The organism is Paenibacillus sp. FSL M7-1046, assembly GCF_038007405.1.
Taxonomy (GTDB): Bacteria; Bacillota; Bacilli; order Paenibacillales; family Paenibacillaceae; genus Paenibacillus_AQ.
Genome location: NZ_JBBOXB010000001.1, coordinates 6,981,109 through 6,993,791, shown reverse-complemented (window position 1 = coordinate 6,993,791; position 12,683 = coordinate 6,981,109). Strand labels below are relative to the sequence as shown.

The window sequence follows — 12,683 nt, the reverse complement described above, 5'->3', positions numbered from 1 at the left end:
AACTGGAAGCATTACAATTAATCATTTCCCGAGAGCGGTCAGCAAGGCAACTGTTTCCTGAATTTCAGGAAGAGTGATTTCCTCCAGGGAGACATCAATCATAGGCTTGAAGGTCTGAAGCTTTTGCAGGAATTCAGCAGTGTGGAACAGCCCCTGGCCCGCTTTTCCGTGACGGACATGGTTCCCTTCGCGGTAGATATCCTTCAAGTGGGCCAGGATCATCCGGTCACCCAGCAGGCAGAAGGCGCTGTCCACAATTTCATCCTGACGGGACACATCGTCACCGATCCAATTGCAGGGGTCGAACACGACGCCAATGGAGCTGGAATGCACCTCCTCCAATAGGCGGCGCATTTTTTGCGGGGTGGATAAGGTGTGGGTACTGACGCCTTCGATCCCCAGAAATACGCCCCATTTCTCCGCTTCCTCGGCCAATTCTTCCACCGTAGTCCGCAGCGTTTCCCAACCGATCTCCTCGTAACGGTAAGGTTCCATCTCTTTGAACGTATGCAGGTCCCCGGTTTCTGTAGCTACTATCGGTGCGCCGAACTGTCTGGCAAACCGCAAGTGTTCCTTGAAACGGTCGATTTCTGCCCTGCGGACCACCGGGTCCGGATGAACGGGGTTGATGTAGCAACCGAGAACACCGATACGGATCCCTGCCTTGTCGAATTGCTCGCCGATATAATTGGCCAAGCCGGGACTCAGTTTGCCGGGGGAAGTGTCGATATCCTGTATTGCCTTGGACAGGGCGAGCTGTACAAAGCTGATATCGTGGGCCTGCAGTGTGGAGGTTAAGGTCTGGAGCGGCAGGCAACCTGCTGAATGCGCCAAAGTTCCATATCGAATGCTGAACATCTCCTTTTGAATTCTCTGGATTTATATTATTATTACTATTAATATTAATAACGCTTACAAGAACTTGCAATAACAAAGACTACGTTTAGGAGATTATGCTATGAATACTATTGAACTGCGTAAGCAGGAACTGGAAAACTGTCGTCCTGAACCGACACTTGATGCACAGTCAGCCGACAATTACTGGGATGGAATCCTCGCGGAATATGAACAGAAGCCGCTGCACATTACCACTGTTCCCGAAGAAACACCCTATCCGGGCATGGAGGTTAACAAAGTCAGCTTCAAGGGATTTGATGAAACCACGGTGCATGCCTGGCATATTCAGCCGTCCTGGAATGCAGAAGCCGGGCAGGCGCTGCCCTGTATCGTTACATTTCCGGGTTATACCGGGGACCGGGGATACCCGGAACGGTATGCCTCATGGGTGCTTCTCGGCTATGCTGTTCTGGCTGTAGATGTGCGGGGCCAGCTGGGTGAGACGGGAAACCTGCTGCCCCAGAGCAGCGGCGTTGCCAAAGGCTGGATCACCCAGGGGATCCTGGAGAAGGAGCACTCCTACTACATGGCTGCGGCGATGGATGCCGTCCGGGCCGTGGATACCGCCGCGCAGCTGCCCGGCATAGATCCTTCACGCATCTCTGTTACCGGCGGCAGCCAGGGAGGCGGGCTTTCCCTGCTGGCAGGCGCGCTGAACCCGCGTGTCGCTGCGGTCGCTGCCGACATTCCGAATCTTTGCCGGCTGGATTTCGGGGTGCTGAATTCAACCAGCTCTTTGACAGAGATCGCCGATTATATCAGGCGGTACCCGGAGCATCTGGAACGCATTTTGCATAATCTTTCCTATTTCGATATTGTGAATCTGGCGCACCGCTTTACTGCACCTGTAATGATGTCTGTCGGCTGGAAGGACACGGTATGTATGCCGGAAACGATCTATGCGGCGTATAACCGCATTGCGGCGCCCAAAGAAATCTGGGATTACCCATTCTCTGGACATGAGGTCGGCGAGTTCCATAACCGTCAGAAGGCGATGTTTTTTCAGCGGCATTTAGGGGCTGCGCAGCAGCGTTAGGTAATTTTTATACCCTTGATCTGGAGTAATACCAGGTCAAGGGTTTTAATTTTAGCTATATAGATTGAACTTGAGAATTACATTTAGGGAAGAGTGGCGGAGGGGGATTTTGGAACTGTAGGAGCGACAGCGTCCGCCTTTAGGTTTGGATTTCTACCGCGATTCGCGGTTATTTCAGGAAATCCAAACCTAACAGCGGCCGGAAGTCCAAACATTCACTGTAGTCACGGCCATTCCCAAAATAGAAGAATTATAAGTTCAATCTATATAGAGCGTTGCCCGAAGGGGTATGGTGTATATGTTATAATGAGGGAGCTTTAGAACTTACTAAGGATTAGTCTACAATTACAGGAGGGATCGCTAATGGAGAAGGACGGAAACAAGCTTCCCGCAGAACTCGTAGTGGACCATTTCAAATACAGCAAAGAGAATGAGAGGCTGGTGCAGAAGAGCTTCTGGAGCAAAACCAGGAAATTCGCCGGTAAAATTCCTTTTACCAAAGATGCGATTGCGATGTACTATTGCGCCATTGACGCCAAAACTCCATTGTGGGCAAAAGGTATTGCCTTCGGAGCACTAGCCTATTTCATCTCTCCGATTGATGCTATTCCTGATGCCTTGCTCGGTCTGGGACTGACAGATGACGCAGCTATTATTGCGGCAGGCATTCGGGCAATCGCCGGACAGGTAACGGATGAACACCGGGAGAAGTCAGAGGTTTTCTTCAACGGGGATAAATAAAGCAGTTCATACAAAAAAAGGTGCAGCATCAAGCCTGCACCCCTAATTCTGAATCAACCAGGGCAGCTTTCTTTGGAAAGCTGTTTTATTTTGTATTCCTCGCCCCAATCCCTCATCAGCATAATGATCGGGATCAGTGTCCGGCCGAATTCGGTCAGGGAATACTCGACCTTTGGCGGCACTTGATGGTAGACCTCGCGGTGCACCACCCCGTCTTCCTCCAGCTCACGGAGCTGCAAGGTCAGCATCCGCTGGGTAATGCCGGGACAAATGCGGCGGAATTCATTGAACCGTTTCTTGTCGTCCATTAAATGGTATAGAAGCACGCCCTTCCATTTGCCGCCAATAACGTCGAGCGTAAATTCTACGGGGCACGCTGTTTCGTTGCCGTCCGGGCATTGGCCAAATCCGCCTTTTCGATCTCGCATCCGGGGATCACTCCTATAGTATCAATTTGTATACTACATAACAAAAATGTGCGTACTATAAAATCCATTATACATACTTTAATATTATGCTTGTAAGCCATAATCAGTCAAACTTAACTTGTCCAGTTATAGAAAGGGAGTATGTAAAATGGAAGCCAGTGCGACAGCAGCAGCCAAGCATGAAATCCTATCCGCCTTTGAATTCAGACATGCGACGAAAGTGTTTGACAGCAGCCGGAGAATCAGCAAGGATGATTTTCAGTTTATTCTGGAGACGGGACGGTTGTCTCCAAGCTCCTTCGGGTTTGAGCCCTGGCGGTTTGTTGTGGTACAGAACCCGGAAATCCGCGAAAAGCTGCGCCCCTTTGCCTGGGGAGCCCAAGGACAATTGCCAACGGCCAGCCATTTTGTGCTGATCTTGTCCAGACAACCCGGCGATATGGCCGCCGGATCGGATCATATCCGGCATATGATGGAACAGGTGCAGAACCTGCCGCCCGAAGCTGCTGAAGGTAAGCAGCAGACTTACGATACTTTCTTGAAAGTCGACTTTGGGCTGAAAGACAATGAACGGGCCATGTTCGAGTGGGGGGCCCGCCAGACGTATTTGGCTCTCGGCAATATGATGACCGCCGCAGCGATGATCGGCATCGATTCCTGCCCGATAGAAGGCTTCGACAAGGCGAAGATTGAGGAGGTACTGGCTGCTGAAGGTATTATAGACCCTGAGCATTTTGGGATATCATGCATGGCGGCCTTTGGTTACCGGATCAATGAGCCGCGCGGGAAAACTCGGCAAACTGCCGGGCAAGTGATTCAGTGGGTGTAATGTAGAGGAGTAATGTATATGGAAGAAACCTCTCCATGTGAGCGGGCAGTGTGAAAACACGATCCCGCTATGGAGAGGTTTCTTTTTAGGATGTAAGGATTTATTTGTTCTACACTCATGAAAATACATAGAAGCTTCGAAAAATAATTGAAAATTTACTGAAAGTTCTGCTACTCTAATATAGTCAGTATTTTTACATAGGATATTCATTTTAAGACTGAAGGGATTCCTGCATCATGAAAATCATCCGCATTATTGCCGAGGTCGGAATATTGTACGCGTTCTATCTGGCCGGAGACTATCTGCAAAAGCTGCTGCATCTCCCGGTTCCGGGCAGTATTGTCGGGCTTCTGCTTCTGTTTATATTGCTGCTCTGCAAAATCGTGCCGCTCAAGCTGATTGAGAATGGCTCCTCCTTTATTCTGGCCTATCTTCCGATGTTCTTCATTCCGGCGACTGCCGGGATTATGAACCACCTCGATATTTTCAGCGGCAGAGGACTACTGCTGATTGCCATTCTCGTGGTGAGCAGTGTGCTGACCATGGTCGTAACGGCCCATTCCAGCCAGTGGTTCACCGGCCGCAGCGCCAGACGCAGAAGCAGAAACAGCTACCGCGCCGGAAGCCTTAGAGAGAAGGGGAAGGAAGCATGAGATTTTTGCTCGCAGTTGGCTTTATCCTGCTTAATGTGGGAATTTATCTCCTGATGTCCATGCTTTACAAACGTTATCGTTTCCCCGTACTTCTGCCGGCCCTGACGGCAACCTTTACAGTGGTTGTGCTGCTGATGGGCTTTCATATTTCCTACGACACTTATATGATCGGCGGCGAGTGGATCAACAAGCTGCTTGGACCTGCAGTTGTTTCTCTCGCTTACCCGTTGTACAAACAGCGTCATGTGTTGTGGCAGAACCTCCCCGCAGTGCTTGGGGGTACGGTAACCGGACTTCTGGTCGGGATGTTCAGCGGCCTGCTGATGGCGGCAGGAATGGGATTTTCCAAATTATATGTTCTTTCAGTCCTGCCGAAATCGATTACGACCGCTGTAGCGATTCAAATTTCCAGCAATCTGGGCGGAGATTCCTCCCTGACTTCCGTATTTGTGATGATTGCCGGATTCACCGGAGCCATCGGCGGTCCTTACATCATCAAACTGTTCCGCATCCGGGGCGAGTCCGGCATCGGGATCGGTCTGGGCACAGCTTCACATGCACTTGGTACGGCAAAAGCCTTGGAATACGGCGAGCAGTCCGTCTCCATGAGTTCCGTAGCGATGACGGTGTGCGCTATCGTCGGCTCCATTATCGGACCGCTCGTGGCCTGGATCATGTATCATTAATACCTCTGGCCTAGCCGTTCACCTGCAGCCGGATCACATTCCAGGAAGCCTTGGGAAGCAGGGCGCTTACGCGTCCGCCGTCTGCTGTGGCAGTGCCGCGGTCATGCGGCAGGACCGTCCCCGGGTTGCTTCGGGTGTTCGTTGCATGAATATCCTCATGTTCCAGTACGGTGTGCTGGAGCACGGTAACAGCCCCGAAGCTGCGCAGGTCCACAGTTAGCTCCAAGCCTTCTGCCAAATGGCGGTTAACGGCAAACACAGTTACCTCGTTCAGCTCTTCGTTGTATACACTGATCGCTTCCAGATAGGGAACATCGGTGAAATCCTTGGAATCATATTTCGGACTGGAAATGAGCGGGTGCAAAACAGTCCCGCGGCCATAGACAGAAGCATGCATATAAGGATAGTACGTGGTCTGCAGCCAGAGCGGGCCGCCGTTTTCGGTCATAATTGGTGCAATGACATTAATAAGCTGGGCAATGCAGGCCATCTTCACCCGGTCCGCGTGCTTCAGCAGGGAGATTAGACAGCAGCCCACAACAAGCGCATCCTCCAGCGTGTACACATCCTCGAATTCCGGCGGGGCGACCTGCCAATGCTGCTCGGCGCGGCTTGAACCCTGGGACTTCCACACATTCCATTCATCCATGGAGAGATAAATCTTTTTCCTGCTCTTTTTCTTGGCCTTGATATAATCGCATACAGCGGCTACACTGTCGATAAACTGGTCCATATCCAGGGAGCGGGCCAGGAAATTGGGGGTATCGTCTTCATTGTTATTGTAGTACGTATGCAAAGACAAGAAATCCACATTATCGTAGGTGAGATCCAGCACAGTAGCTTCCCACTCGGCGAAGGTGTTCATCCCGCTGCCTGAGCTGCCGCAGGCGACAAGCTCAAGCGAAGGATCCACCCAGCGCATGGCTTTGGCTGTTTCATTGGCTAGGCGCCCGTATTCAACTGCCGTCTTGGCCCCGATCTGCCATGGACCATCCATTTCATTGCCGAGACACCAGGTTTTAAAGGCATGTGGGGCTGCATAACCCTGGGAGATCCGCAGATCACTCCAGTAAGAGCCGGAGGGATGGTTGCAATACTCGACCAGATTTCTGGCCGCATCGATCCCGCGGGTACCGAGATTGACGGCCATCATAACTTCGGAACCTGCCAGCTTAGCCCACTCCGCGAATTCATTAGTACCCATTTGATTGGTTTCGGTCGTCCACCAGGCGAGTTCAAGAGAGCGCTTACGCTCAGCCTTGGGACCAACTCCATCTTCCCAGTTGTAGCCTGAGACGAAATTTCCGCCGGGATAACGGATAATCGGGACATTGAGCGTGCGGATGGCCTGCAGGGCATCTCCGCGGAAGCCGTTCTCATCTGCCGTTGGATGTCCCGGTTCGTAAATACCGCCATAGACAGCCCGTCCCAGATGTTCAATGAAAGAACCGTAGACCCGCGGGTCCACCTCAGCCAGCTTAAAATCCTTATCGACAATCATCGAGGATTGTATCGTCATGAATTACCTGCTCCTTTGTTTAGGATTAATGATTATATTAATCCGTTGAAGTAATAACTGATTACATAATACGTATGTCAAGCTATACTAAGCAATATAAATATTAAGGATTAATAAAAATGTTAATTCAATTACGGGTAATGGAGGATGGGATATGTATTTAACAACGGATTCAGAATCCCTTAAGGTCTATGAAGCGCTGGCCAGTGAGGTCAGACTGCGGATTATTGAACTGCTTGGCACGCAGGAAATGCATATCAAAGAGCTGGCAGCCAGACTTTATCTCAGCAGTGCAATCGTGAGCTCCCATGTCGCCAAGCTCCAAAAGGCAGGAATTGTAAGCTCGCAAATGAAGAGAATCGACGGAGGGACCTACAAGTTCTGTTCGCTGTCGGCCAATTTCCTGCAGATTAAGCTGTCGGGATCAAAGGGTATCGCCAGAAAAGTGGTCGAGGTGTCGGTGCCTGTGGGACATTATACAGATCTGCAAGCTTCGCCGACCTGCGGCATTGCCACAACAGAAAAGCTGATCGGGTATTATGATGATCCGCGTTATTTTCTCGATCCGGAACGGGTGGATGCGGGGATTTTATGGTTCGCCAAAGGTTACGCCGAGTACAAGGTTCCTAATTATCTTTTTATGGACCAGACGGTTCAGGAGATCGAGATCTCTATGGAAATCGGCTCAGAGGCACCGCATGTGAACGAGAAATGGCCTTCGGACATCAGCTTTACCTTGAATGGTATGGAGCTGGGGAAATGGACCAGTCCCGGTGACTTCGGGGTGATGAGAGGACGCCTTACTCCGGCCTGGTGGAACTCGGATGTCAATCAATATGGACTGCTCAAGGTCCTAAGGATTAATAAAGGCGGTACGTATGTGGACGGACAGCAGATCTCTGCGGTCACCCTTGATGATGTGGGTTGGGAGCAGGATCACTGGATCTTCCGGCTTACTGCGGAGGACACCACCCGAAGGCGGGGCGGCTTAACCCTGTTTGGCCGCGGGTTCGGGAATTATGAGCAGGACATTGTCTTCCGGGTATATTACGAATAGCCGACCTGCAATTTTTCAGGACTATCCTGCAAAATGTTTGCAAACCAGGTCAACGGGTAACTATAACTATGTGGCCCAAAAAAAGTCTAGGAGGATACACATGTCAGATCACACGCAAAACGAAGCGGATCTCCGCAATAAAGAAAACAAAGACGGTGATTCTCTCGCCGAGCGCAAAAAGATGGAGAACGGTGTCGATATTGAACCGGAGGCTGATGACTGGGTGGCTAAACCTGCAGAATCGGCTCATCCAGACCCGCTCCCCAAAAATTAATCCAAGTGAACTGCCAAAGCAGACTATCCTTTCGGGGATAGTCTGTTTTTTAGCTTGGGAAAACTAACCATCAAGGCCCATCGCCTGCTGCGGGCGGTCCGCTGGCATGGCTTTTGCGGTATTCGCCGGGCGTAAGGCCGGAGGCACGCTTGAACATGCGGATGAAGGAATTGACATTTAGATAGCCGACCTGGAGTGCGATCTCTTGAACGCGCAAATCGAGGCTAATCAGCAGCTCCTTGGCGTGCTCGATCCGCAGGTTGTTCAGATAGTCGTTGAAATTGATGCCTTGCTTAACACAGCGCAAAACAGCGGTTCTCCGGTAACAGGAGAACCGCTGTCTTGCTGTTTTTGCGACAAGGGCAAAGAGCCGCCAACTACCGTCCTGCCCTCTCAGTTCACCTGATGCAGCCCATGCAATGGACACCACAGCCGTCAGATCAGTTCCTGTCTCCGCTTCAAATACAGATACAGCACAATTCCCGACACGGAGCAGACCGCAGCGCATAATCCGATGAAACCATATCCCGCCTGCAGACCGCGAAGCAGGCCAAGCTCTGTTGTACTGCCATACATAGATTTGACGGTTTCAATTACCCAGCCGATCAGGTAGTTTCCGACAACACTTCCGAGGCCCATTAAGGTCACAACAAAGGTAATGGCTATATCACTTCCATTGGGGTAGCGGCGCGCAATAAAGGCCATAACGGTAGGATAGATGATGGCGATTCCTGCCCCCGATAAAGCGAACAGAAATGCAAAACTCTCCCCACCAGCCAGAGCTATGAAGGTACATACTGCCGAGAAGCATGAGAATATAATCAGGGAGAGCACAAATCCGATACGGTCCGTCAGCGGACCGAGTAAGAGTCGTCCGAGTGAGAACAACAGGAAGAATGCCGACAGCATGCCGGCGGCCTGGGCGGTATCCCAGGCATACGCTTTCTCCAGAAAGTTAACCAGCCAGCCGCCTACTGCCAATTCGGAAACGACGCCAAAGGACAGGATCATGACCATCATCCAGAGCGCAGGATCATGCATCAGGGTCCGGAAGGAAGTGCGGTCCTCGTGTGGCAGTTCATCGCCGGGAAAGGTACTGCGCAGTGCGGACAGAATCGGCAGCAGACAGAGCGACAACATGACCAGGTACATCCCACGCCAGTCCAGCAGATGTCCAAACACACTTAACGACATCACTCCTGTAGCCAGCAGCGGCGCTACGGTCGAACTCAGTCCATAGAAGAAGTGGGATAAATTCATCATCATCCCCGTATTTTTTACGAAAATGCGTGCCCCCAGAATCGCCAGCCCAATCTCCAGCATGCCGTTCCCGATGTACATCAGAAAGTAAGAGGATGCAAACAGCGGATAGGTATGTGACAGAAAGATGAACACACCCGAGATGACCATCGAGGCGAATGCAATAATGCTGACAGCCTTGATTCCCCATTTGCGGACGAGAATAGCCGTGAAAGAACAGGCGATCAGATAGCCCAGTGCATTCAGAGAGAGCAGCGTACCGAGCTGTTGCTCATCCAGGTTGAAATCAAATTGAATCCGCGGAATCGCCGGTCCTTTAATATTTTCCGAGATGCCGAATACAACAAAGCCTAGAAAAATGGTTACGAGCTGCATGATATAGATAGTGTTAGGTTTGCTTTTGGAATTGCTTGCTTGAGCCTTCACATTAAATAGCCTCCTGAGTTTGAGATGATGCGTATTTTATTTCCGTTCAACCAGCTGGAACCGGTAGGTCAGGCTTTCCATGGTTGTTGTAATCAGTCCTTTCATGTATTCCTGCCGGGTATCATTCTGGATGATCAGCTCAGGCATATGCTCGGGCGGAATGATCTCCTGGCAGCCGCTGCGCAGATCGTCCAGCATCCCTGGCGATATATTGTCACCGGTAATCACGATCGTAGCAGGATTGATAATGCTGATAATAGATACCAGTGCATGAATTGCCAGCCTGCCGGGGTCTCCAGAACCCTGGACCAGCCGCAGCTGCTCCTCTCTGGAAATGCCGTAAGGCAGGTACGACACCTCACCGCTGAAATAGCTGTTTCCGTTAAGCAAACGTCCATTCACCATGAAGCCGGCTCCGGGGAAATGGTTCTTAGGGAAAGTCAACACGGCAAAATGACTCTCTTCATCCAGGAACAGCTTCTGATACAAGCCGTAAACCGTCAGATTCATATCATTCTCAATGATGATCTCTACCTCTTCATAGCGTTCCTTCAGAAGGATACCGAGGGGCTGATCTGCCAGCGCCGGCACATCACATATACCAATACGGTCATGCTGAACTACCCCCGGTATGCCGATGCCAATCGCCTGCACATTCGGATGAGCCTCTATGATCTGATCCAGCCAGTCTTCGAGGGTGCCCAGAGTAATCTGATCGAACACCTTAGCGGTCTCCTCGATCACTTCACCGTTAAGATTCGCGAGCGCATAGGAAATGGATTGTACGCCGCCCTCGGAACGCACGATCATACAGATCATGAAGGAATAATCCGCGTTGAACTGATACTTTCTCGCCGGTCTGCCGCCGCTGGATTCCTCCCATCCAAGTTCCAGGATTTCACCGGTCCGGACCAGTTCATTCAAGATCGTGCCGCATGTGGCTACGCTCAATCTGGTCTGCTCTGCAATGGATGCTTTCGTGCCTGTGCCGGACGTGCGCAGCATGTTTTTAACCAATTCAACATTTATTTTCTTCACCAGCTGTGTGTTGTGGGATGGTTGTGACATATAGGTACCCTCCTTCGGGTATTGATTATCATGCTATTTTTTATAAGAGTTTTAACAAGTGTATTGTAGTTACTATTCTGCGAAGAAGCAAGACATTATTATTTGGATTGAACTTGAAAACATGAAGATAGCGATGTAACGCAGCGCTAACGCAGTTCGCTCGGTGTCCGCAGCTTGACCTGTTTAAATACACGGTTGAAGGTACGGACATTGGAGAAACCGCATTCCAGCGCGATATCCAGAATGCTTTTGTCCGTGCTCAGCAGCAGCCGTTCTGCCTGATTGACCCGGATACTATTGAGGTACGCGACGTAACTCATGCCCGAGATGCTTTTGAAGAAACGTGAGAAATAGAACAGGCTCATGTTGGCATGACGTGCTGCGTCGGCAAGTGTGATGGGATGCATGTAATTGACGTCGAGGTATTCGAGGACCTCCTGCATGATCTTCATATTCGTAATGCGCCGCTTATCCTTATGAGGATTGACTATGTCCAGAGGCATATTCCGTAGAATCAATGCGCACAGCTCGTGCAGCAAGCCGATCATAAGCTGTTCATGATGCGGAAGCTTCTGAACATGTTCCTGCAGCAGTTCCTGCATAATTGCGGACAGGCGGCTGTTAATGACCTCATCTTCCGGTGTGGCTGGACGGTTCTCCCTAAAAGGGGAAGTGAGCCGCATATTCAGGGGCCAGCCTGCAGGAAACCCGATCAGCGAAGGGTTAAAGATAACAAAGATAAGCTTGGATTTGTTGTCCTTGCTGTCATAGTAGTGAATATCTCCGCTGCTGCAAACGGCCAGATCGCCTGCCAGAAGTACCCGTGTTTCCGAGTTGATCCCCATACGGATCGAACCCTCCAGTACATAGATAATCTCCAAATCATTATGCCAGTGGGCCAGAAAATCTATATTTGCACTCACAAATGCAGTGAAGGGAAAAGCTGATCCATACGTTCGGTTCTCGTGAAAAGCTCTCATAATTTCTCCTGTTCTGATCTTCCGCTATTTACACATAAACTTAGCAAAAAATGACCAGTCATTCAAGCAAAATGGCGAGCAGCCGGTACCCTTTTGGATTACAATTTCTTCAGGTAGACACGGTTATTGATTCCAGGACAAAAAGGAGAACTTGATATGGCGAAGAAAGCATTGATTGTAAAAGGCGGATGGGATGGTCATGAACCGAATGAGGTTGCAGCGATTTTTGCCGGCATTCTGGAGGCCGAAGGGTTTGAGGTTGAGGTATCGGATACGCTGGACAGCTTCAATAACGCCGAGGCGCTTAAGGAATTAAGTCTGATTGTGCCGGTGTGGACAATGGGTGAAATTGCGGGTGAACAGGTGTCGTCTGTTCTTGCAGCTGTGGCTTCCGGGGTAGGCATTGCCGGTTGTCATGGCGGGATGTGCGATTCCTTCCGTAATAATACAGAATGGCAATTTTTGACCGGATCGCAGTGGGTGGCACATCCCTTCAACGATGGAGTGGATTATGAAGTGAATATTGTGAGATCCGGCTCCAGTCCGATTGTGGAAGGCATCCCGGATTTCATGGTGAAGTCAGAACAGTATTATCTGCATGTAGATCCAGCGGTAGACGTACTGGCTACAACTACTTTTGTGCTGAGTGAAGGGGAGCATTCGGCGAACGGTGTCATCACCATGCCAGTGGTATACACGAAGAAATGGGGCAAGGGCAAGGTATTCTATAATTCACTTGGACATCATGCGGATGTTTTTGATATTCCGGAAGCCAAGGAACTGATGCGTAAAGGCTTTTTGTGGGCGGCCAACTAAAACCGTGATAAGG

The 12,683-nt window shown here is 50.5% G+C and carries 15 protein-coding genes; 8 read left to right on the top strand and 7 right to left on the bottom strand.

Annotated elements, in window-relative coordinates; all coding sequences use genetic code 11:
• Window positions 1-21: 21 nt before the first annotated feature.
• A complete protein-coding gene (locus tag NYE29_RS31395) occupies window positions 22-858 on the bottom strand; it encodes a sugar phosphate isomerase/epimerase family protein (RefSeq protein ID WP_340898999.1) in 837 nt (278 codons plus the stop codon).
• Between the two features lie 100 nt (window positions 859-958).
• On the opposite strand from NYE29_RS31395, the gene NYE29_RS31390 reads away from it, so the two are divergent.
• Entirely contained in the window at window positions 959-1,933 is a 975-nt protein-coding gene (locus NYE29_RS31390) for an acetylxylan esterase (protein ID WP_340898998.1), read from the top strand.
• A gap of 363 nt (window positions 1,934-2,296) precedes the next feature.
• Window positions 2,297-2,674: a YkvA family protein gene (locus tag NYE29_RS31385; RefSeq protein WP_052092009.1), complete on the top strand. Its 378-nt coding sequence runs from the start codon at window positions 2,297-2,299 to the stop codon at window positions 2,672-2,674.
• Between the two features lie 53 nt (window positions 2,675-2,727).
• Here the strand turns inward: NYE29_RS31385 and NYE29_RS31380 are convergent, their stop codons facing one another.
• Complete coding sequence (locus NYE29_RS31380) at window positions 2,728-3,102, bottom strand: winged helix-turn-helix transcriptional regulator (protein WP_340898997.1); 375 nt, start codon at window positions 3,100-3,102, stop codon at window positions 2,728-2,730.
• 148 nt (window positions 3,103-3,250) lie between these two features.
• Between NYE29_RS31380 and NYE29_RS31375 the strand changes: the two genes are divergently transcribed.
• The 3 genes from NYE29_RS31375 (at window position 3,251) to NYE29_RS31365 (ending at window position 5,270) form a co-directional block, all read left to right on the top strand.
• A complete protein-coding gene (locus NYE29_RS31375) occupies window positions 3,251-3,931 on the top strand; it encodes an NAD(P)H-dependent oxidoreductase (RefSeq protein ID WP_340898996.1) in 681 nt (226 codons plus the stop codon).
• Between the two features lie 236 nt (window positions 3,932-4,167).
• A complete protein-coding gene (locus NYE29_RS31370; protein WP_340898994.1) occupies window positions 4,168-4,584 on the top strand; it encodes a CidA/LrgA family protein in 417 nt (138 codons plus the stop codon).
• Window positions 4,581-5,270, top strand: coding sequence for an LrgB family protein (locus NYE29_RS31365; protein ID WP_038590072.1), 690 nt, complete (start codon window positions 4,581-4,583; stop codon window positions 5,268-5,270). The genes NYE29_RS31370 and NYE29_RS31365 overlap by 4 nt, the downstream gene beginning before the upstream one ends.
• Before the next feature lie 10 nt (window positions 5,271-5,280).
• On the opposite strand, the gene arfA is transcribed toward NYE29_RS31365, so the two are convergent.
• The gene (gene arfA / locus NYE29_RS31360) at window positions 5,281-6,789 is read right to left on the bottom strand and encodes an arabinosylfuranosidase ArfA (protein ID WP_340898991.1); all 1,509 of its coding nucleotides are present in this window, start codon (window positions 6,787-6,789) and stop codon (window positions 5,281-5,283) included.
• Between the two features lie 154 nt (window positions 6,790-6,943).
• On the opposite strand from arfA, the gene NYE29_RS31355 reads away from it, so the two are divergent.
• Window positions 6,944-7,846 (top strand): ArsR/SmtB family transcription factor, encoded by a 903-nt coding sequence (locus NYE29_RS31355; protein ID WP_076113017.1) that lies wholly within the window; start codon window positions 6,944-6,946, stop codon window positions 7,844-7,846.
• 100 nt (window positions 7,847-7,946) lie between these two features.
• Window positions 7,947-8,120, top strand: a complete 174-nt coding sequence (locus NYE29_RS31350) for a hypothetical protein (protein ID WP_173139976.1) — start codon at window positions 7,947-7,949, stop codon at window positions 8,118-8,120.
• A gap of 70 nt (window positions 8,121-8,190) precedes the next feature.
• Here NYE29_RS31350 and NYE29_RS31345 read toward each other — a convergent pair whose 3' ends face one another.
• The 4 genes from NYE29_RS31345 to NYE29_RS31330 all read right to left on the bottom strand — a co-directional run bounded on the left by NYE29_RS31345 (window position 8,191) and on the right by NYE29_RS31330 (window position 11,797).
• Window positions 8,191-8,547, bottom strand: coding sequence for a helix-turn-helix domain-containing protein (locus NYE29_RS31345; RefSeq protein WP_340898987.1), 357 nt, complete (start codon window positions 8,545-8,547; stop codon window positions 8,191-8,193).
• 8 nt (window positions 8,548-8,555) lie between these two features.
• A complete protein-coding gene (locus tag NYE29_RS31340; protein ID WP_340899859.1) occupies window positions 8,556-9,755 on the bottom strand; it encodes an MFS transporter in 1,200 nt (399 codons plus the stop codon).
• 87 nt (window positions 9,756-9,842) lie between these two features.
• A complete protein-coding gene (locus tag NYE29_RS31335; RefSeq protein WP_340898986.1) occupies window positions 9,843-10,874 on the bottom strand; it encodes an ROK family protein in 1,032 nt (343 codons plus the stop codon).
• Window positions 10,875-11,020: 146 nt separating this feature from the next.
• Window positions 11,021-11,797, bottom strand: coding sequence for an AraC family transcriptional regulator (locus NYE29_RS31330; RefSeq protein ID WP_340898983.1), 777 nt, complete (start codon window positions 11,795-11,797; stop codon window positions 11,021-11,023).
• 213 nt (window positions 11,798-12,010) lie between these two features.
• Here NYE29_RS31330 and NYE29_RS31325 point away from each other — a divergent pair, with 213 nt between their 5' ends.
• A complete protein-coding gene (locus NYE29_RS31325) occupies window positions 12,011-12,670 on the top strand; it encodes a ThuA domain-containing protein (RefSeq protein ID WP_038590084.1) in 660 nt (219 codons plus the stop codon).
• Window positions 12,671-12,683 lie beyond the last annotated feature (13 nt).